19 protein-coding genes are annotated in these 19,806 nt (G+C 67.7%); 5 read left to right on the top strand and 14 right to left on the bottom strand.

Translation table 11 applies throughout. From position 1 onward, the window contains the following. Positions 1–39: 39 nt before the first annotated feature. The 4 genes from ACTAQI_RS02470 to truB all read right to left on the bottom strand — a co-directional run bounded on the left by ACTAQI_RS02470 (position 40) and on the right by truB (position 2,886). Positions 40–1,023: a bifunctional riboflavin kinase/FAD synthetase gene (locus ACTAQI_RS02470; RefSeq protein WP_457949329.1), complete on the bottom strand. Its 984-nt coding sequence runs from the start codon at positions 1,021–1,023 to the stop codon at positions 40–42. Positions 1,024–1,122: 99 nt separating this feature from the next. Beyond that, positions 1,123–1,575 (bottom strand): hypothetical protein, encoded by a 453-nt coding sequence (locus ACTAQI_RS02465; protein ID WP_457949328.1) that lies wholly within the window; start codon positions 1,573–1,575, stop codon positions 1,123–1,125. A gap of 19 nt (positions 1,576–1,594) precedes the next feature. Beyond that, positions 1,595–1,948, bottom strand: a complete 354-nt coding sequence (locus ACTAQI_RS02460; RefSeq protein ID WP_457949326.1) for a hypothetical protein — start codon at positions 1,946–1,948, stop codon at positions 1,595–1,597. A 2-nt stretch (positions 1,949–1,950) separates the two neighbouring features. Next, positions 1,951–2,886: a tRNA pseudouridine(55) synthase TruB gene (truB, locus tag ACTAQI_RS02455; RefSeq protein ID WP_457949325.1), complete on the bottom strand. Its 936-nt coding sequence runs from the start codon at positions 2,884–2,886 to the stop codon at positions 1,951–1,953. A 90-nt stretch (positions 2,887–2,976) separates the two neighbouring features. Here truB and ACTAQI_RS02450 point away from each other — a divergent pair, with 90 nt between their 5' ends. Further along, entirely contained in the window at positions 2,977–4,134 is a 1,158-nt protein-coding gene (locus ACTAQI_RS02450; RefSeq protein ID WP_457949323.1) for a pyridoxal phosphate-dependent aminotransferase, read from the top strand. A gap of 40 nt (positions 4,135–4,174) precedes the next feature. On the opposite strand, the gene trxA is transcribed toward ACTAQI_RS02450, so the two are convergent. Continuing rightward, complete coding sequence (gene trxA / locus ACTAQI_RS02445; protein WP_457949321.1) at positions 4,175–4,612, bottom strand: thioredoxin; 438 nt, start codon at positions 4,610–4,612, stop codon at positions 4,175–4,177. Between the two features lie 2 nt (positions 4,613–4,614). After that, positions 4,615–5,136: a nucleoside deaminase gene (locus ACTAQI_RS02440; protein WP_457949320.1), complete on the bottom strand. Its 522-nt coding sequence runs from the start codon at positions 5,134–5,136 to the stop codon at positions 4,615–4,617. A 174-nt stretch (positions 5,137–5,310) separates the two neighbouring features. Between ACTAQI_RS02440 and ACTAQI_RS02435 the strand changes: the two genes are divergently transcribed. Further along, complete coding sequence (locus tag ACTAQI_RS02435) at positions 5,311–6,438, top strand: ScyD/ScyE family protein (RefSeq protein WP_457949319.1); 1,128 nt, start codon at positions 5,311–5,313, stop codon at positions 6,436–6,438. An 83-nt stretch (positions 6,439–6,521) separates the two neighbouring features. On the opposite strand, the gene rbfA is transcribed toward ACTAQI_RS02435, so the two are convergent. The 5 genes from rbfA to ACTAQI_RS02410 all read right to left on the bottom strand — a co-directional run bounded on the left by rbfA (position 6,522) and on the right by ACTAQI_RS02410 (position 12,512). Continuing rightward, positions 6,522–7,031: a 30S ribosome-binding factor RbfA gene (gene rbfA, locus ACTAQI_RS02430; protein WP_457949317.1), complete on the bottom strand. Its 510-nt coding sequence runs from the start codon at positions 7,029–7,031 to the stop codon at positions 6,522–6,524. 291 nt (positions 7,032–7,322) lie between these two features. Further along, on the bottom strand, positions 7,323–10,241 hold the full coding sequence (infB, locus tag ACTAQI_RS02425) for a translation initiation factor IF-2 (protein WP_457949316.1): 2,919 nt from the start codon (positions 10,239–10,241) through the stop codon (positions 7,323–7,325). A 152-nt stretch (positions 10,242–10,393) separates the two neighbouring features. Next, positions 10,394–10,741, bottom strand: coding sequence for a YlxR family protein (locus tag ACTAQI_RS02420; RefSeq protein WP_457950968.1), 348 nt, complete (start codon positions 10,739–10,741; stop codon positions 10,394–10,396). Positions 10,742–10,920: 179 nt separating this feature from the next. Further along, entirely contained in the window at positions 10,921–11,901 is a 981-nt protein-coding gene (gene nusA / locus ACTAQI_RS02415) for a transcription termination factor NusA (RefSeq protein ID WP_457949314.1), read from the bottom strand. Beyond that, entirely contained in the window at positions 11,901–12,512 is a 612-nt protein-coding gene (locus ACTAQI_RS02410; RefSeq protein WP_457949313.1) for a ribosome maturation factor RimP, read from the bottom strand. Before ACTAQI_RS02410 ends, nusA begins: the two co-directional genes overlap by 1 nt. Positions 12,513–12,619: 107 nt before the next feature. Here ACTAQI_RS02410 and ACTAQI_RS02405 point away from each other — a divergent pair, with 107 nt between their 5' ends. The 3 genes from ACTAQI_RS02405 (at position 12,620) to ACTAQI_RS02395 (ending at position 15,662) form a co-directional block, all read left to right on the top strand. After that, a complete protein-coding gene (locus ACTAQI_RS02405) occupies positions 12,620–13,744 on the top strand; it encodes a DUF4439 domain-containing protein (RefSeq protein ID WP_457949311.1) in 1,125 nt (374 codons plus the stop codon). A 105-nt stretch (positions 13,745–13,849) separates the two neighbouring features. After that, entirely contained in the window at positions 13,850–14,617 is a 768-nt protein-coding gene (locus ACTAQI_RS02400; protein WP_457949309.1) for a VIT1/CCC1 transporter family protein, read from the top strand. 4 nt (positions 14,618–14,621) lie between these two features. Beyond that, positions 14,622–15,662 carry an aminoglycoside phosphotransferase family protein gene (locus tag ACTAQI_RS02395; protein WP_457949307.1) on the top strand — a complete coding sequence of 347 codons (1,041 nt, stop codon included), beginning with the start codon at positions 14,622–14,624 and terminating at the stop codon, positions 15,660–15,662. A gap of 43 nt (positions 15,663–15,705) precedes the next feature. Here ACTAQI_RS02395 and ACTAQI_RS02390 read toward each other — a convergent pair whose 3' ends face one another. From ACTAQI_RS02390 to ACTAQI_RS02380, 3 genes are read right to left on the bottom strand one after another with little or no spacing between them, the layout of a single operon-like run. After that, positions 15,706–17,097, bottom strand: a complete 1,392-nt coding sequence (locus ACTAQI_RS02390) for a pyridoxal phosphate-dependent decarboxylase family protein (RefSeq protein ID WP_457949305.1) — start codon at positions 17,095–17,097, stop codon at positions 15,706–15,708. A gap of 55 nt (positions 17,098–17,152) precedes the next feature. Further along, positions 17,153–17,947, bottom strand: coding sequence for a sulfite exporter TauE/SafE family protein (locus ACTAQI_RS02385; RefSeq protein WP_457949304.1), 795 nt, complete (start codon positions 17,945–17,947; stop codon positions 17,153–17,155). Continuing rightward, complete coding sequence (locus ACTAQI_RS02380; RefSeq protein WP_457949302.1) at positions 17,944–19,755, bottom strand: proline--tRNA ligase; 1,812 nt, start codon at positions 19,753–19,755, stop codon at positions 17,944–17,946. Before ACTAQI_RS02380 ends, ACTAQI_RS02385 begins: the two co-directional genes overlap by 4 nt. Positions 19,756–19,806: the final 51 nt, after the last annotated feature.

The following is a 19,806-nucleotide window of genomic DNA, read 5'->3' as shown; positions in this document are numbered from 1 at the left end:
TACTGCCTTTCGTTGTTGTCACCCCGGCCGATGCTGCGGTCAGCGGCCGCCCAGGAGCTGGTGGGCCTGGGCCACATCCAGCCGCATTTGTTCCACCAGGGCCTCAGGGCCACGGTAGGCCACCATGCCGCGGAGCCGCTCCACGAATTCAACCACTACTGTCTGGCCGTACAGATCGAAGTCCTCCACGGCTTCCTTTGGCCTGTCGATCACGTGCGCCTCGACCTGGCGGCTGACGCCGTCGAAGGTGGGGTTGGAGCCCACGGAGATGGCTGCCGGCCAGCGTTTACCGGCCTGGTCCACGAGCCAGCCGGCGTAAATGCCGTCGGCGGGAATCAGTCCCGTGGCGTTGGAGGCGAGGTTCGCCGTGGGGAACCCCAGTGCCCTGCCGCGGGCGGCGCCGTGGACCACTTCACCGCGCATCCGGTGCGGCCGGCCCAGGACCGAGGCGGCGGTGGTGACGTCTCCCGCCTGCAGCGCTTCACGCACCCAGGTGGAGGAGCAGCGGCGGTCCGTGCCGTCGTCGTCATGCAGGGGGTAGCCCTCGGCCCCGAACTCGCTGATGACCTGCACGTCGAAGCTGAATTTTTCGCCCAGCGCCTTCATGGTGTCCAGGTCGCCGGAGTTGCCCCGCCCAAAACGGGCGTCGTGGCCGATGACCACATGGCTGGCGTGCAGGCAGTCCACCAGGTACTGCTCCACGAACTCTTCGGCCGTAAGGCTGGCGAGGTCCAGCGAGTACTTGACCACCAGGATGGCGTCCAGGCCCAGCCCGCCCAGTGCCTCCAGCTTGTCATCCAGTCCCATGATCAACTCCGGCGCGGCCTCGGGCCGGTGGATGAGGGCCGGATGGGGGTCGAAAGTGACTGCTACAGCCTTGGCGTGGGAGAGACGGGCCGACCGGATGAGCTGGGACAGCACCTGCTGGTGGCCGCGGTGAACGCCGTCGAAGTTTCCGAAAGTGACAACAGATGGGCCGAAGTCCGCCGGGACATCGGACGGATCGTTCCAGATGTAAACCATCACCCTCGCCTTAAGCTGCCTGAAAGCATCAACGTTCCGGAACCCTGCCGGCCGCGGAACTCTTCAAGGTTACCCGGATTCACTGCGCAGCCTTGCCCGTCACTTCGCAGCTTTGGCCTGCGAGGGCCGGCGCCGGTAAAGCCACACCAGACCCAGGATGGGCAGCAGCAGGGGGATGAAGCCGTAACCGCGGCCAAACAGCGACCAGACGGTCTCGTGCGGGAACTGCACGGAGTCCAGGATGCTCAGGGTCCCCACCACCAGGACACCGGCCAGTTCAACCAGCACCGCGGCAACGGAGACTTTGAACCAGGTGGTGCCGGCCTTGGCCAGCGACACTGTTGCCAGGATGTAGACCAGGGCCGCGAAGGCCGAAAGCAGGTAGGCCAGGGGCGCCTCGGAGAACTTGGTGAGGATCTGGTAGCCGGCGCGGGCAGTGGCCGAGATGGCGAAAACCCCGTACACCGCAATCAGCAGGCGGCCGGGTCCGGTGTTGCGGGTATTTCTGACGGGTGTGCCGCCGGTGGCCGCCGGGGCCTGCTGGTCTTTCATCTCTGCTGCTTCTTCCACTTCAGTACCAGATCTGGTTCATTCGGGCAGCCATCACCAGCGCCGTGACGCCGACCGCTGCCAGGACAAAGTTGCTCCACCGCGTGCGCTCCAGGATGGACCAGTAGATTGCCGCGGGCGGCAGGAGCATGGCGGTGGCCATGTAGCCCCAGAACTCCCATGCCTCCCCGGCAATCGGTTCGCCGGCGATGACGCGGACAATGGAGCCCACCAGGTAGACCACAAGGGCCGCCTCCACGGCAACGACGGACAGGATGGTGACGTCGTTCGGCGCCTTCTTCAGGATTCCCGCGCCCAGGCACACGACCGTGGACACCAGGCCCACCACGAGGATGATCCAGAAATATGCGTCCACGCCTATGCCTCCGCAGCGGCGGTTGGGGCCGCACCGTTGCCAGGGGCGAAGACAAGGACCGGCTTGGCGTAGCTGCCCGCATCAGCGAGCAGGGCCACCAGGCTGCCGTCCGGGGCGAAGGCCGCGGCAGGGTGCTCCGCCGTGGCGGCCCCGGGAGTGCCGGGCGCCGTGCCGGCCGCGATCCGCCGGCCGAAGGAGATCTCGGCAGTTTCCCCGGCAGTGAGTTCGCGGTTGGGCATCAGTGCCCGGGCGGCAAGGGACATGTCCAGGACGTTCAGCTCCTCGGCGAGCTGTTCGAGGGTGCGCGCCTGGTCAAGGGAGTACGGGCCCACCTGGGTCCGGCGGAGCGCCGTGAGGTGGCCTCCCACGCCAAGGGCGTTGCCGAGGTCCCGGGCCAGGGCGCGGATGTACGTGCCGGAGGAGCATTCCACCGTCACGTCCAGGTCCACCACGCCCGCCGCTGGATCCCTGCGGACAGCGTGGACGTCGAACCGGTGGATGGTGACGGGCCGCGCGGCGAGCTTGACGTCCTCGCCGGACCGCACGCGTGCGTAGGCGCGTTCGCCGTTGACCTTGATCGCGCTGACGCTGCTGGGCACCTGCTGGATCTCGCCCGTGAGCGCAGCGACGCCGTCGTAAATTGCCTGCTCAGTGACGCCGGCGGCGCTGGTGGTGGCCGTGACCTCGCCCTCCGCGTCATCCGTCACCGTGGACTGGCCCAGCCGGATGGTGGCCGTGTAGGTCTTGGAAGTGCCCACGATGTAGGTCAGCAGCCGGGTGGCTTTGTTGATGCCAAGCACCAGCACGCCGGTGGCCATGGGATCGAGGGTGCCCGCGTGCCCCACTTTCCGGGTACCTGCGAGGCGCCGCATCCGGCCAACCACATCATGGCTGGTCCATCCCTGCGGCTTGTCCACTATCACCAGTCCAGAAAGCACGCCTCCCAGTATATCGGCGCAGGTTGGCGCCCAGGCACGGACCCCCGGGGGCGGGCCCGGCAGGTTGCGGGGACAGCTAGGATGGCTGGCATGCCTGAGCTTGCCGCCCATGTCAGCGACGTGCCCGTCAACCAGATCCGTGAGATCACCGAGGCCGCCTGGCGGACTCCCGGCGCCATCGTGCTGAGCATCGGGGAGCCCGGCTTCCCGCTCCCCCGCCACGTCCTGGACGCGGGTATTGCCTGCTTTGACCGGGACGAGACGAACTACACCCCCAACGCCGGTATACCGGCTCTCCGTGAGGCCTTTGCCGCAAGGTTCCGGGAAGAGCAGGGCATCGACGTCGGCGCTGACCGCGTCTACGTGGTCTCCGGCGCGCAGCAGGGCCTGCACTTCGCCATGAGCCTCCTGCTTGGCCCCGGGGACGAGATCCTGATCCCGAACCCGGGCTACCCCACCTTTGCCATGACCAGCCGGCTGCTCCATGCCGTTCCCGTGGGCTATCCGCTGCACCCTGACCACGGCTTCCAGCCCCGGGTTGCCGATGTGGAGGCCCTCATTACCCGCCGCACCCGGGTTCTGGTGCTCAACTCCCCGTCCAATCCGCTCGGCGCCGTGCTCAGTGAAGACCTGGTCCGGGAACTGGTGGGCCTGGCCCGCCGGCACGATATCTGGGTCATCTCGGACGAGTGCTACGAGGCATTCACCTACGATGTGCCCCACGTCAGCCCGGCACGGTTCGACGGCGGCACCGCGGAAGACGCGCGCGTGTTCACTTCGCTGACGCTGTCCAAGACCTACGGCCTGACGGGGCTGCGGATCGGCGCGCTTGTCTGCCCGCCGGGGCTGGAACAGAAGATGGACAACGTCATGGAATCAATCGTCTCGTGCGTGGCGTCTGCCCCGCAGTACGCGGCGCTCGCGGCCCTCACCGGCCCCCAGGATTATGTCCGGCACGCCCACCGGCACTACCGGGATAACCGGGACGCCGCCTCCGCGGTCCTGGCTGCGAAGGGGATCCGCTACCTGCCGGCGCAGGGGGCGTTCTACCTGTGGGCGGACATGTCCCATGTCACCGGCGGCGACGTACGGAACTGGGTACGGCAATTCCTCGCGGACTCCGGCGTGGCGCTGGCTCCCGGGACCGCCTTTGGGTCCATCGGTGAAGGCTGGGTCCGGATCGCGCTGTGCGGCCGGAAGGAGGACCTGTTGGAAGGACTGTCACGGCTACCTGCCGCGCCCCTGTAGACCCGGCTGCCACCCCACCGGCGCCCGGCTGCAGGCAGTGCTAGCTGCGTGCGCCGGCGAGTGCCCTGTCCAGCCATGTGCGGAGGGCCTCCGCCGGTGCGGCGCCGGCCTGGCGGGCCGCGACCTTCCCGTCGACGAGCACCATCAGCGTGGGGATGGCCTGCACGTCGAACCGCCGCGACAGGCCGGGCGACTTGTCCACGTCCACTTTGACCAGCTTGATCTTCCCTGGCCGTTCCCGGGCAAGCTTGTCCAGGATGGGGCTGACCATCCGGCAGGGTCCGCACCACGCGGCCCAGAAATCCACCAGCACCGGAACTGACGACTGCTCCGCTACGGCAGCGAAGTCGCTGTCGCCCGCGGACACGATCCAGGGCAGGTCTGCCTTGCAGTTGCCGCAGCGGGGGTGGCCTGCGGCCTGCGCCGGCACCCGGTTGGTCTTCCCGCAGGCGGGGCAGCTGAGAAGTGTTGGTTCCATGGCTAGTATTCCTTCCTGCTGTCATACGCGCGCCACGCCTGGAAGGGGACGTCCGACGTCGGGATGTCACCCCTGGTGACCGGCATCAGCTCCGGCGTGGCGCCGCTGAAGTAGTCATAGAAGAGAGCGTCATCAAAGCCCGCAGCTGCGGCGCCGTTGCGGTCCGCGGCGAAGTAGACGTGGCCTATCCTGGCCCACAGGGCGGACGCCAGGCACATGGGGCACGGCTCGCAGCTTGCGTAGAGGACCGAGCCGGTGAGGTCGAAGTCCGCTGTTGCGGCCGCCGCGGCCCGGATGGCCACCACCTCGGCGTGGGCGGTGGGGTCGTTGTCCCGGGTCACCCTGTTGACGCCGGCGTGGACGCGCCCGTCAGGCGTTACCACCACCGCTCCAAACGGGCCGCCGCCGTCGCCGACGTTCTGCGTGGCCAGGTCCACGGCCTGTTCGAGGTACTGGGCTTGTTCAAGGAACTGGGCCTGTTCGGGCTGTTTAGACGGGCTCTTGCCGTGGTCCGCGGAGGTCATAGCACGATCCTAGCCACGCGCGCCTCGCAGGGGGACGGAAAGGGGGCCAAAAAGGGGGGACGTCCGCAACCACTACCAGCTGGTAGGGGCCTACGCTTGCGCCCGGGGGATCCATTTTGCCTCTGCCGAGGCTACATATCCAGCCCGCAAGGGCCTCGCACCCCGGAGTACCCAATGAAGAAAAGACTCGCACTCTTAGCCTGCATAGCGGCCTCGGCCGCTGCCATAGCGTCCGCAGGCCCCGCCGCCGCCTCCGCGAATCCACCCGACTATGACGTCCTTGCCGACGGCCTCGTCTCGCCGCTGCACGTCACTGCAGGACACGGAAAATCGGTCCTGGTGTCCCAGGATTTCGCGGGGAAACTCACCCGGATCAACCGTGACAGATCCACTGAAAACCTTTCCACCGACACTGCCCAGGGCTGGGAAGTAGCCGGAGCCGACACCCGCGGCAGCACAGCGTACTTTCTTGAAAGCGTGGGCGCCGGCCAGGGTGACCCCGCGGGACTGCACGGATACCTGAAGTCCATCGACTCCAGCGGCGACGTGGAAACGGTCGCCAACTTTGCCGACTACGAGCGGCGCCACAACCCTGACGGCGACCAGCACTACGGATTCGGCGACGACGTCAGCGCGCAGTGCCTCGCGGCGTGGCCGAATTTCCCGCCCGCCACCTATAAGGGATTGGTGGACTCGCACCCCTACGCACTGGCGGTCCGCGGTAACACTGCCTATGTTGCGGATGCGGGCATGAATGCCGTCCTCAAGGTGGACCTGAAGAACGGTGACATCGATACTGTCGCCGTCCTTCCCCCACGGCCGGCCGTGATTCCGGCGGGCCTGCGGATTCCCACTGACATGATGGGAGGCACTGCGGAGGTGCCCGCCTGCGTGGTGGGGCATGAGTACGCCTTTGAACCGGTTCCCACGGATGTCGGGATCGGACCTGACGGCATGCTGTATGTGACGTCGCTGCCCGGCGGCCCGGAAGGACCGGAACTGGGCGCCCGCGGTGCGATCTTCAAAATCAATCCGTGGAACGGCGACACCGACCTGTGGGCAGAGGACATCCTCAGCCCCACGGGCGTGGCGGTGGCCGGCAACGGTGATGTCTACGTCGCTTCGCTGTTCGGCGGCGAGATCCTGAAGTTCACCTGCGAGGGGCACCGCTCCCAGTTCCTGGCGGTGAACATGCCGGCAGATCTGGACATCAGCGGCCACACCCTCTACGCCACCATCGATGCCCTGGGCGATCCGTCCCAGCCGCCGACGGGCAAGGTGGTCAAGGCCGACCTCCGGTAGGCGGCAGGCTGTCCACCCGTTGAGACACAGACGGGTTAAAAGCACCGGGGCCCGGGATTCTTTCCCGGGCCCTGGTCTGCGTCCTACTTGTTGCCGTCCTCGTCAAGGTCCTCATCGTCGGTGAGGTCCAGGTCCTCTTCGTCGAAATCGTCCTCGTCGATGTCCACGTCAGCGGACGCATCGGACTTGTAGGGGTCGGCGTCGCCCGCGTGCCGGGCGTTGGCGGCAAGGGCCGCAACCTCGGCGTCGCGCTTCTTGGCCTCGCGGAGCAGTTCTTCGAGGTTGGACGCCACCACGGGAATCTGGTCAGCCACAAACTCAAGGGTGGGGGTGAGGCGGACGGTGATGTTCCGGCCAACCTCCTGCCGAAGCACGCCCTTGGCTTTCTCAAGCCCCTTGGCAGCATCAGCCTGGACAGCCTGGTCGCCAAGGACGGTGTAGTAAACAGTGGCGTGCTGCAGATCATTGGTCACGCGGGCATCGGTAACAGTAATGCCCTCCAGCCGGGGATCCTTGACCTTCCGGCCCAGAGCCTCAGCAACAACAACCTTAATCCGCTGCGCCAACTTGGCAGCACGTGCCGGATCAGCCATGAACAACTCCTATAAGAAGAAAAAATTAGGGACGTACGACGACGGCACAGTGGCTGCCAACGGACGCTTCAGTTATCTGCCACACACCTGGGGCCGGGCTGCCGCGCACTATGGCGGGCGCACGACGGACCTGGGTTGGATTTTTCCGGCGGCCAGGGAGTGGCATCGGGCCTGTCGGAGCCGGGCGGCTTGCGATCGAAGATCGTAAGCTGCCCGGCGAAGGGGCGGGGCCGCCGGAAAAATCCAACGGCCCCGCACCTGGCACTGCTGACTGCCCGAAGGCGTACCAGCTTAGACGCGCGGCTTCTCGCGCATCTCGAAGGTCTCGATGATGTCACCTTCGGTGATGTCGTTGTACGACCCAAGACCGATACCACATTCGAAGTCCGTGCGGACCTCGGTGGCGTCGTCCTTGAAGCGCTTGAGCGTCTCAACGGTGAGGTTGTCACCGATGATCTTGCCGTCGCGGCTGATCCGTGCCTTGGTGTTACGGCGGATGATGCCCGAGCGGACGATCGAGCCGGCGATGTTTCCGAACTTGGAGGAGCGGAAGACTTCGCGGACCTCGGCGGTGCCGAGCTGGACTTCTTCGTATTCCGGCTTGAGCATGCCCTTGAGTGCTGCCTCAATGTCATCGATTGCTGCGTAGATGACGGAGTAGAAGCGCATGTCCACGCCTTCGCGGTCTGCCAGTTCGGCAACCCGCTCGGCGGGCTTGACGTTGAAGCCGATGATGACGGCGGAGTCGACCGTTGCCAGGTTGACGTCATTCTGGGTGATGGCACCCACACCGCGGTGGATGACGCGCAGCTGCACGCCTTCGCCGACGTCGATCTTGAGCAGCGCGTCTTCGAGGGCTTCCACGGCACCGGATACGTCACCCTTGAGGATGAGGTTGAGGGTGTCGATCTTGCCTTCGGCGACGGCCTGGTCGAAGTCTTCCAGGCTGATGCGCTTGCGGCGCTTGGCCAGGGCGGCGTTGCGGTCGGCGGCTTCACGCTTCTCGGCGATCTGGCGGGCGGTGCGCTCGTCAGCGGTCACGAAGAAGGTGTCACCGGCGCGCGGCACGTTGGACAGACCCAGCACCTGGACGGGGCGGGACGGGCCGGCCTCGGTCAGGGCGCTGCCGTCGTCGTCGAACATCGCACGGACGCGGCCGTGGGCCGTGCCTGCCACGATGGTGTCGCCGACGCGCAGGGTACCGGACTGCACCAGGACGGTGGCAACTGCACCGCGGCCCTTGTCCAGGTTGGCTTCGATCGCGATGCCGCGGGCGTCCTTGTTCGGGTTGGCGCGCATGTCAAGGGCAGCGTCCGCGGTGAGCAGGACGGCCTCGAGCAGCTCGTCGATATTGAGGTTCTGGCGGGCAGAGACCTCCACGAACATGGTGTCGCCACCGTATTCCTCGGGAACCAGGCCGTATTCGGTCAGCTGGCCGCGGACCTTTTCCGGGTTGGCGCCTTCCTTGTCGATCTTGTTCACGGCCACGACGATCGGCACGTTGGCCGCCTGGGCGTGGTTGAGGGCCTCAACGGTCTGCGGCATGACGCCGTCGTCCGCTGCGACCACCAGGATGGCGATGTCGGTGACCTTGGCACCACGGGCACGCATGGCGGTGAACGCCTCGTGGCCCGGGGTATCGATGAAGGTGATCTTGCGGTCGTCGCCTTCGTGGTTGTGCGTGACCTGGTAGGCACCGATGTGCTGCGTGATGCCGCCGTGTTCGCCGGCCATGACGTCGGACTTGCGGATGGCATCAAGCAGGCGGGTCTTACCGTGGTCGACGTGGCCCATGACGGTGACAACCGGAGGACGTGCCTCGAGTTGCTCGTCGCCTTCGGCTTCCAGCTCGGCCTCGAAGTCGATGTCGAATCCGGAGAGCAGCTCGCGCTCCTCGTCTTCCGGCGACACTACCTGGAGCTTGTAGCCAAGCTCCTCGCCCAGCAGGGCGAAGGTCTCCTCATCCAGTGACTGCGTTGCCGTGGCCATTTCGCCAAGGTGGAACAGCACGGTGACCAGTGCGGCGGGGTTCGCCTCGATCTTGTCGGCGAAGTCCGTGATGGACGAGCCGCGGCGCAGCCGGATGACGGTGTTGCCGTCGCCGCGGGGTACGCTCACGCCACCCAGCGACGGGGCACTCATCTGCTCGAGTTCCTGGCGCTTTGCGCGCTTGGACTTGCGCTGCTTGCCACGGCCTGCGCCGCCCTTGCCGAAGGCACCCTGGGTGCCGCCGCGGCCGCGGCCGCCCTTGCCGAAGCCACCGCCGGCGGGAGCACCGCCGCCGCCACCGGGACCGCCGGTTCCGGGAGCGCCGCCCGGGCGTCCGGGACCACGGCCGCCGGCACCCGGACGTCCTGCACCGGCAGGAGCCGGGCGTTCAGTGCGGTTGGGCATCATGCCGGGAGTAGGACGGGGACCGCCGGGACGCGGTGCACCCGGACGCGGTCCGCCTGCACCTGCTGCGGGACGGGGGCCACCGGCACCGGCGGCGGGACGGGGCCCACCCGGACGCGGTCCGCCTGCACCTGCTGCGGGACGGGGGCCACCGGGGCGGTCGCCGTCGTTACGGCTGCCACCGGGACGGGGCATGCCCTGCGAGGTGGCGAACGGGTTGTTGCCCGGACGGGGGGCGCGCTCACCGTCTCCGCCGCGGCCACGGGGCATGCCCTGGGAGGTGGCGAAGGGGTTGTTGCCCGGACGGGGACCGCCGGGACGGGGACCCGACGCGCCCGTGGATCCACCCGGACGGGAGGACGGAGCAGGGGTATCGGCCTTGGGGGCCGGACGTGCACCGGGCTTGGCGCCGGTGGACGGAGCACCCGCAGACGGAGCTGCGGGGGCGGCAGGTGCTGCGGGAGCCGGGGCTGCCGGTGCAGCGTCCTTCGCCGCCGGTGCTGCGGAAGCCGCCGGAGCCGGTGTCTCGGCCTTGGGGGCCGGAGCCTTGGGCGCCGCCGGACCGGGGGCCGGGGCTGAAGGACGGTTACCTGCTGCCGGAGCGGGTGCCTTGGGGGCAGCGGCGGGCGCTGCGGCCGGCGACGCTGACTTTGCAGCAGCGTCGGGGAAGGCGTTGCGCAGTTTCCGCACAACGGGGGCCTCGATGGTTGACGAGGCGGAGCGAACGAATTCGCCCAGTTCCTGCAGTTTTGTCACTGCATCTTTGGAAGTTATACCGAGCTCTTTGGCGAGCTCATGTACGCGGACCTTGGCCACATTTCTCCTGTCTCGGTCCGCACCGAGCCAGGCACGAACCGTCTACTTCTTACTGCGGACCCCAGCCGCTGTTGATGCGAAGGGGCCCATTGCAGAGCGCAACAAAGTTGTCATCGTTACGCACTCATCGCTGGGAACTCATCGGGTTTCCATCAGATTTCTGACCCGCTTTCAGGTTGGACGGTTGGTGTTGCAGCCACCGGGGCGGCGTCAACGTTCGGGCCTGACGTGATCCGGTGTTCGACGGCGGCGGTCCCGGTTGCGCCCGGAAGGGCACGCCCGAATGCTCGCCGCTTGATCGCCAGAGCCAGGCACGATGCGCTGGGGTGCAGCCATGCACCCCGGCCAGCCATCCGGCGTCGTTCATCCACCAGAACAGCGGTTGACCCGCTGCCTGCGGCGACGAGCCGGAGCAACTGCGACCGCGGGCCCTTCTTCCGGCATCCGATGCAGGTACGTTGGGGCTGATTCCCGGTGGAAAGCACTTCTGCCACGGTCATCGTCCTGACGTTCTTTCTGCTGGCCGCAGGTTTTACCGCTTCCGCAGTCACGGAAACGAGCACGCCCAAGGCACACGGCTACCGGCCGTTAGGCGCGGTCTTATCTATTCTAGCCCCTCCGGGGCGTTCTGCCCGAAACGGGTGTGGCTGCCGCGGCGCGGCAGCCACCCCGCCGGGCCTCACTTATCGCGGTTGCCCGCGGCGTCGGAGACGATGTCGATGCGCCACCCGGTCAGCTTGGCCGCCAGGCGGGCGTTCTGCCCCTCTTTGCCGATGGCCAGGGACAGCTGGTAGTCCGGGACCACCACCCGGGCGGAGCGCGTGGCTTCGTCCGTGATGGTGACCGAATTCACGCGGGACGGCGAAAGGGCGCTGGCAATGAAGGTGGCCGGGTTCTCGCTGAAGTCGACGATGTCGATCTTTTCGTCGTTCAACTCGGTCATGACCGCGCGGACGCGGGAGCCCATTTCACCGATGCAGGCGCCCTTGGCGTTGATGCCCGGTGTGTTGGCCTTGACTGCGATCTTGGTGCGGTGCCCGGCTTCGCGGGCCAGCGCCACGATTTCCACCGAGTGGTCGGCGATTTCAGGTACTTCCAGTTCGAAGAGTTTCCGAACCAGTCCGGGGTGTGACCGGGACAGCGTGACGGACGGGCCCTTGGTGCCGCGGTGCACGTCGATGACCAGGGCACGCAGGCGGTTTCCGTGGATGTACTTCTCCCCGGGGACCTGCTCGGGCGGGGGAAGGAGTGCCTCCAGCGAACCGAGGTTGACCTGGATCATGTGCGGGTTGTTGCCCTGCTGGATGGTGCCGGACACCAGTTCGCCTTCGCGGCCCTTGAACTCGCCCAGGACGTTGTCGTCCTCAACATCGCGCAGCCGCTGCAGGATGATCTGCCGCGCGGTGCTGGCGGCGATGCGGCCGAACCCCTCCGGGGTGTGCTCGAATTCACCGATGGGAGCGCCGTCGTCGTCAATTTCGACAGCCCAGATGGTGACGTGGCCGCTCTTGCGGTCCAGCTCGGCGCGCGCTTTTTCGAAGGCGCCGGGTGACTTGTGGTAGGCCACCAGGAGCGCCTGCTCGATAGTGGGGATCAGGAGGTCCAGCGGGATTTCACGCTCACGCTCCAAAAGTCTCAGTGCGCTCATGTCAATATCCATCAGGCCTCCTCGGAAGGTCCATTGTGTTCAGGTTCCAGACCGTCCTCCGGGAGGTGGCTGAATTCGATCTCGACTTTTCCGTTGCGGATCCTGTCGAAAGGAAGCTTTAGGGGTTCACCCTGCCGGGGCTTCATACCCTTCTTGACGGCGACCTCGGGGATCAGCGTCACTCCCCCGCCGTCCACGGCCTGGATGCGGCCTGTGACGTTTTCGCCCTGGAGGACGTTGACCTTGACCATCCGGCCGCGGGCCCGGTGCCAGTGCCGGGGTTCCGTCAGGGGACGTCCGACGCCGGGTGAGGACACTTCGAGGTCGTAGGGACGGCCGTCGTCGTTGGGATCGTTGTCCAGCACATCCGAGAGCACCTTTGAGATGTCGGCGATGACGTCCAGGCTGACCCCGCCGGATTCCTCCTGCGGCAGGTCCACGACAACGTGGACCACGCGGTGGGAGCCGGGAATGATGGCAACGTCCTCAAGGTACAGGCGGTTGGCCTGGACCGCGGGTTCCAGGAGGGCCCGGAGCCGGGCAGCTTCGGGGTTGTGGGCCGGCGCGGTTCCGCTTCCCGTTCCGGTGTGGTCTGGTGAAGCCGTGGCTTCTGCATTGCTCACGATGCCGGCCGCCCTCCCTATAGATGATGTGGTGTTTACTAGCGTAGCCATTTTACCGGCCCAGTGGTGCACCCGGGTGCCTCCTCAGCGTGACACCATGGTCTGTTGTGAAAGACCCCCGCCAGGACACCAACCGCCGCACGCGGCCGTTCCGGTTTGCCGTGTTTGCCCTTGCTGCCCTGGTTGTCCTGAGCCTCGGTTTCGCCCTTATTCCCGCGGAAAAACCGGCACCTGCCGAACCTTCGTTCTCGGAACAGGCCAGGGCGGCAGCACTCGATGCCGCGCTGGATCTGCGGGCCGCCGGATTGGAGCTCAGTTCCGCCGGCGGCACAAATTCCACCGCCTTGGACCCTGTTGTGACCTTGCTGACCATCCAGGCCAGGGCGCTGATGTCCCCTGCGGCCGGGTCCACGACCACGTCTGCACAGGCCTCCCCGCCGGCAGCTGCGCCACAGGCTTCCACCGACGGTCCCCGAAGCGCTGCGGTGCTCGTCCAGGCCCTGGCCGTCAGCGGGAGAACCCGCGTCAAGGACGCGGAAACGGCCGACGGCGGCATGGCGCGGCTTCTCGCGGGCATCGGTACCGCACAACTCATCGCTGCCGGGCGCCTTGCCGCCGCCTCCGGGGTGCCCTTGCCGCAGGAGGAAGCAGAAGAGGCAGAAGTGCCCGGGACAGCAGCAACCGCCTCTCCCTGCCCGTCGCCTTCAGCCACGGCTGCCCAGGAAACCGCGAAGCCCGGCACTCCCCCAGGCACGGGCCAGGCACTTGCCGCTGCCATTTCCGCGGAGCACCAGGCAGTCTACGGCTACCAGGCGGCGCTCCCCCGCCTCGCTCCCGCTGAAGCCGGCCCGGCGTCGGAATTCCTGGCGCGGCACAAGGAACTGGCCAGCGCCGCAGAGGAACACCTCCGGCTGGCCTGCGGCGGGTCCGTGCCGCAACAGCCCGGGTACGTCCTCGATCCGGGCTTCCTGGATGCCCCGGCGTCGGCGTTGGGCAAGCTTGAGGCGGCGACACTGGCGTCCTATGGCGACGTCGTGGCGGTATCGCAGGGCCAGGACCGGAGGTGGGCCCTGGCAGCCCTCCAGTCCGCGGCAGGCCGGGCACTGCGGTGGGGTGTAGACCCGGGCCCCATTCCAGGCCTGGCCCTGGACGCCGGCCAGCTCCCTGCCCTTCCCCCGGGCGATGCCCTTCCCGCCGGGCCTGGCCGGACGCCGTCGGCCGCCGCATCCTGAACCCCTCCGCGCCCGCCGGGTTTCCCTTTCCCCCCAGGACCCGCGCCGGCAAGGAACGCCATGTGGAGGGTGGCATTGGGCGGGCCGGGGTGGTTTGCTGAAGGGATGAACGCCGATGAACCGGCCGATGCGCCGGGAGCCAGTGCAGCCAGCCCCGGACTGAACCGCCACCTTGAGACCGAACCACACGGCGAGGACATCGCGCACCGGCTGAACTGGCTGCGCGCCGGCGTCCTGGGCGCCAACGACGGCATCGTCTCGGTAGCAGCGATCGTGGTGGGCGTGGCCGGGGCTACTGCCGAGCTGGGCCCCATCCTCACGGCCGGCGTGGCCGGGGTGGTGGGCGGTGCGGTATCGATGGCGTTGGGCGAATATGTTTCCGTCAGCAGCCAAAGCGACAGCCAGCGGGCGCTGATCGAGAAGGAACGCCGGGAGCTGGCGGAGGAACCGGAAGCGGAACTGGCCGAGCTGACCGCCATCTACCAGGCCAAAGGCCTCACCCCAGAAACAGCGGCCAAGGTTGCCAAGGAGCTTACGGCCCATGATGTCCTGGCAGCGCATCTGTCCGCCGAGCTCAACATCGACGAGGCGGACATCGTCAGTCCCTGGCACGCGGCTTTCGCCTCAGCCATTGCCTTCACCATCGGGGCCATCCTGCCCATGCTGGCCATCCTGCTCCCGCCACCAGGGATCCGGGTCCCGCTGACCTTCATTTCGGTCCTGGTGGCCCTGGCCCTGACGGGTGCCCTTGGTGCCTGGATCGGCGGTGGCTCGAGAACCCGGGCAGCTGTCCGTGTGGTGGTGGGCGGCGCCCTGGCACTCGCGGCAACGTTCCTCATCGGTAACCTGCTCGGAGCCTCGGGCGTTGTCTGACCCCATGGTGACTGGGCCCGTCCTGCCTGCAGTTCCCATCCCCCCAGGCCTTTCTGCCCGGTACGCACGCACCAGTCCGGGCCGCGCGTGGCTCGGCAGCCTTCCGCACCTGCTGGAAGACCGCCTGGAGCAGTGGCAATTGAAGGTTGACCTGGCACCGGGCAGCTTCCCGTGGAGCGGCCACGGCGGCCTGGTGGTCCCGGTGCGGCAGGACGACGGCTCCCCCGCAGCCCTCAAAATCGCCTTCCCCCACGACGAGGCCACGGTGGAGCGGCATGCGCTTTCACTCTGGGGCGGCCAGGGAGCCGTTGCCCTGCTCGCCTCGGACAGCGGATCATGCGCCATGCTCCTGGAACGCCTCGACGCCGGGCGGTCACTGGCGGACCTGCCCCTGGATGATGCGGCGCAGGTGTGGGGCGGGTTGGTGTGGCAGCTGGGGCTTGCCCCGGACCACCGCCCTGAATGGCAGGAATTCAGCCATATTGCTGCCCGCGCCGAGCAATGGAGCGACGACCTGCCCGCCGACTGGGAGCAGCTGGGCCGGCCCTTTCCCAGGTGGCTGCTGGAGGCGGCCCTGGAGGTGTGCCAGACGCGCGGCGCGGTGGGACGCAGGTCAGCCCGCGATCTCCTGGTCCACACTGACCTGCATTTCCTGAACGTCCTGGCTCGGCCGGGGACGGCGGGGGCGGGTGGAAAGCCCGCGCCGGCCGGCTACGCGGCGATCGACCCGCAGCCAATGGTCGGCGAACCCGAGTTCGGCGTCGCTCCGCTGCTGTGGAACCGCCTCGGGGACCTGCCCGCGGTCCAGGCCGGTCCGGCACTCCTGCAGCGCTGCCACGACTTCAGCACGGCCGCCGGCCTTGACCCTGGGGTGGCCCGGGAGTGGGGCATCGCCAGGGAGGTGGACAGTGCGCTGTGGTATGCCGCGCAGGGCCACCGCGGTGACCTGGCCCGGTCGCTCTGGGTGGCCAGCACCCTTGCCGGGAACACCCTGGACGGGCTGCCGCATCCCCATTCGCTGCCCGAACCGGGACAGGGCGGATAGGGCCCGCGGCGGCCACCCGAAGGGTTCCATTGCTGCGGAACAGTCAGGAATTCCGCACCGCGGCCAGTGCTGACCGGACGGCCTCCACGGCAGTGGCAACGTCATCAGCTGCCGTGTGCCAGTTGCTCACCGAAACCCGGAGGATGTCGCGGTCCCGCCAATGCGAACCGGACATCCACACTTTCCCCTCCTCGATGATGCGGGCGGTGACAGCACGGGTGGTGTCGTCGTCGCCGAAAGCCAGGCACACCTGGGTGTAGCCAACGTCGTTGAGTACCTCCACGCCGTCCAGGGTTCCCAGCCCGGCCGCAATGGCCGCGGCAGCAGCCGCCAGCCCGCCCACCTGGGCGGCTACGCCGTCGCGGCCCAGGCTTTTCAGGGCTGCCCATACCGGCACGCCACGTGCCCGCCGGGACAGTTCCGGGACCTTTTCAAAAGGGTCGCCCGGGCCTTCGGCGTCATGCACCAGGTAGCTCGCGTGCAGGCCCATCGCGGCCCGCAGTGCGGACTGGTCCCGGACGATGGCGATGCCGCAGTCGTAAGGCACGTTCAGGGTTTTGTGGGCATCCGTGCCCCACGAGTCCGCCTCTTCAAACCCCCGGGTGAGGTGCCGCAGTTCAGGCGCGGCGGCGGCCCACAAACCGAAGGCACCATCGATGTGCACCCACGCACCGTGTTTGCGAGCAACGGCGATGGCCTCCGGAAAGGGATCGAAGGCGCCGGAGTGCAGGTTGCCCGCTTGGAGGCACACCAGCGCGGGCCCCGTGCCGGCGGCAAGGGCCGCATCCAGGGCTGCGGGGACCAGGCGGCCCTGGCCGTCGGCGTCGACCTGCACCGGCTTTCCGAGGCCCAGGTACCGCAGGCCAAGGTCCACGGTGTCGTGCCGTTCCCGTCCCACGAAGCAGCGGATCCGCGGTGCGCCGAAGAGGCCGTCCCGGTCCAGGTCCCAGCCGGTGTCAGCAAGCAACCGCCACCGGGCCGCGGCCATCCCGGTGAAATTTGCCATCGTGGCTCCGGTGACGAATCCGACGTCGGCCGCGGACGGCAGTCCCAGCAGCTCCAGCACCCAGTGTCCGGCGGCTTCCTCGATGGCGGCGGTGGAAGGGGTTGCGTAGCGGAGTCCGGCGTTCTGGTCCCAGGCGCTGACCAGCCAGTCGGAGGCCAGGGCAGCGGGCAGGGTGCCGCCGATGACCCAGCCGAAGAACCGGCCGGAGGGCATTGCCATCAGCCCGGGCTCGGCCGCGCCGGCCAGGAAATCGACCACGTCAGCGGCCGGCATGCCTGCTTCCGGCAGCGGGCCGCCAAACACTTCGGCGAGTTCGGAGGCATGCAGTCGGGGTCCAACAGGCCGGTGCGGCAGGCTGCCCAACCAGGCCTGCGAATGTCTTGCGGCGGCCGCCAGTGCCGCGGCATACTCGTCGTCGCCGTGTGCCATACCTGCATGCTACGCCGGGGCCCGTCCCGCCACGAGGCCCGGTTTCCAGCCCGGATCAGGCGAAGTTTTCCTGCCAGACGTCGTAGCCGAGCTTGACGATCAGGGCCGCGACAACCACCAGGAAAACCACCCGGACAAACTTGCTGCCCTGCTGCACGGCGGTGCGGGCGCCAAGGTAGCCGCCGGCCATGTTCGCTCCGCCAAGCAGCAGGCCGATTCCCCACAGGATGGACCCGTGCGGGAGGAAGAACAGCAGCGCGCCGGCGTTGGTGGCCATGTTCACGATCTTGGCTTTGGCGCTCGCCTCCAGGAAGGCATAGCCCATGGCGGACACCAGCGCGATGACAAGGAAGGATCCTGTCCCGGGACCGATGAGGCCGTCGTAGAAGCCGATCACCGCGCCGATGAGGCAGGCGACGACGTAGTGCCTGTGGCCTTCGTGCCGCAGCGCCGTCAGCTCTCCGACGCTGGGCCTAAGTGCGGTGAAAAGCGCGACGGCGACAAGCGCCACCACGATAATGGGCTTGAAGACCCCGGCCGGAAGGGTGGCCGCCAGGCTCGCCCCGCCGAAACTGCCGGCCAGGGCTATGACGGCCATGGGCACGGCAGTCCGAAGGTCCGGCCCTACCCTCCGGTAATAGGTGGCGGCGCTGGTGGCGGTCCCGAAGATGGAGCCCATCTTGTTGGTGGCCAGGGCCTGGACGGGTGCAATGCCGGGAACCAACAGCAGCGCGGGAAGCTGGATGAGGCCTCCGCCGCCCACCACCGCATCAACCCAGCCGGCTGCGAATCCAGCCACCACGATCAGGATGATGGTGGTGAGCTGGATCGACTCGAAGCCGGAGATCACCGGTCGCGGACGGCGTTGACCACGTAGTCGACGGCTTTGTCCACTGCCACGTTCTCGGCTTCCCCGCTGCGGCGGTCCTTGATCTCCACCACGCCGTCCACCAGGCCCCGGCCCACGGCCAGGATAGTGGGCACGCCCACCAGTTCCGCGTCGCCGAACTTCACGCCGGGCGAGACCTTGGGGCGGTCATCGTAGATGACGGACAGGCCGGCTTCTTCGAGTTCAGCGGAGAGCTTCTCCGCTGCCTGGAAGATCTCCTCCCCGCGGCCCACGGCCACCACGTGAACATCGGCAGGAGCCACGGTGCGCGGCCAGACCAGTCCGCGGTCATCATGGTTGGCCTCCGCCAGGGCGGCCACGGCCCGGGTGACTCCGACGCCGTAGGAGCCCATGGTGACCACTACCTGCTTGCCGTTCTGGTCCAGCACCTTGAGGTCCAGGGCTTCGGCGTACTTGCGGCCCAGCTGGAAGATGTGGCCCATCTCGATGCCGCGGGCGGTCTCCAGGGGGCCGGAGCCGTCGGGTGAGGGGTCGCCGGCGCGCACTTCGGTGCATTCGATGGCGCCGTCCCAGCCGAAGTCGCGGCCGGCCACCAGGCCGAAGACGTGCTTGCCGGCCTGGTTCGCTCCGGTGATCCATGCGGTGCCGCTGACCACCCGCGGGTCCACGAGGTACAGCAGCTTGGTTGCGCTTTCGGAACCGAGGAGTGCCTGGTCCAGGGAAAGCCCGGGGCCCAGGTAGCCCTTGACGATCAGCGGCTGCTTCTTGAGGTCCTCCTCGCCGGCCTGTTCGAGTCCAATCTCGCCTGCGATCGGCAGGAAGGCGCCGATGTTCGCCTCAACGCGCTTGAGGTCCACTGCGCGGTCCCCGGGGACACCGATGACCACCAACTGCCGCTCACCCGTGGGCAGCGTGACGGCAAGGACCACGTTCTTGAGCGTGTCCGCGGCAGTCCACGCGCCGCCGTCGGCCTCTGCCCGCGGGGCAATTTGGTTCGCAGCGGCAACGAGGGTCTCGATGGTGGGTGTATCCGGGGTGTCCAGGACTTCTGCGGCCGGGGCGTTGGTGAAGTCGATCTCGTCGGGGACCACCGTGGTGACGGCCTCCACGTTGGCTGCGTAGCCGCCTGCGGAGCGGACGAAGGTGTCTTCGCCGATCTCGGTGGGGAACAGGAATTCCTCGCTCTTGGACCCGCCCATGGCACCGGCGGTGGCTGCCACCGGCACAACTTCGAGCCCGAGGCGTTCAAAGATCTTCAGGTAGGCGGCGCGGTGGGCTGCGTAGCTGGCGTCCAGGCCGGCGTCGTCAACGTCGAAGGAGTAGGAATCCTTCATGATGAACTCGCGGCCCCGGAGGAGCCCTGCCCGGGGGCGCGCTTCGTCGCGGTACTTGTTCTGGATCTGGTACAGGCTCAGCGGCAGGTCCTTGTACGACGAGTACAGGTCCTTCACCAGGAGCGTGAACATCTCCTCATGCGTGGGGGCCAGCAGGTAGTCGGCGCCCTTGCGGTCCTGGAGCCGGAACAGGCCCTCACCGTATTCGGTCCAGCGGTTGGTCGCTTCGTACGGCTCCCGGGGCAGGAGGGCCGGGAAGTGGACTTCCTGGGCGCCGATGGCAGTCATTTCCTGGCGGATGATTTCCTCGACCTTGCGCAGGACGCTCAGCCCCAGCGGGAGCCAGGTGTAGATGCCGGGAGCGGCGCGCCGGATGTAGCCGGCGCGGACCAGGAGCTTGTGGCTGGCAACCTCGGCATCGACGGGGTCTTCGCGCAGCGTGCGCAGGAAAAGCTGGGACAGTCGTAGGACCACGGGTGGTATCCGTTTCTGGGGAAGTGCTGGATCAGCAGGGCCGGACAATTC

It is taken from the genome of Pseudarthrobacter sp. alpha12b (assembly GCF_054130495.1).
The sequence above is the reverse complement of the archived record's forward strand: the minus strand, read 5'-3'. Positions and strand labels throughout refer to the sequence as shown.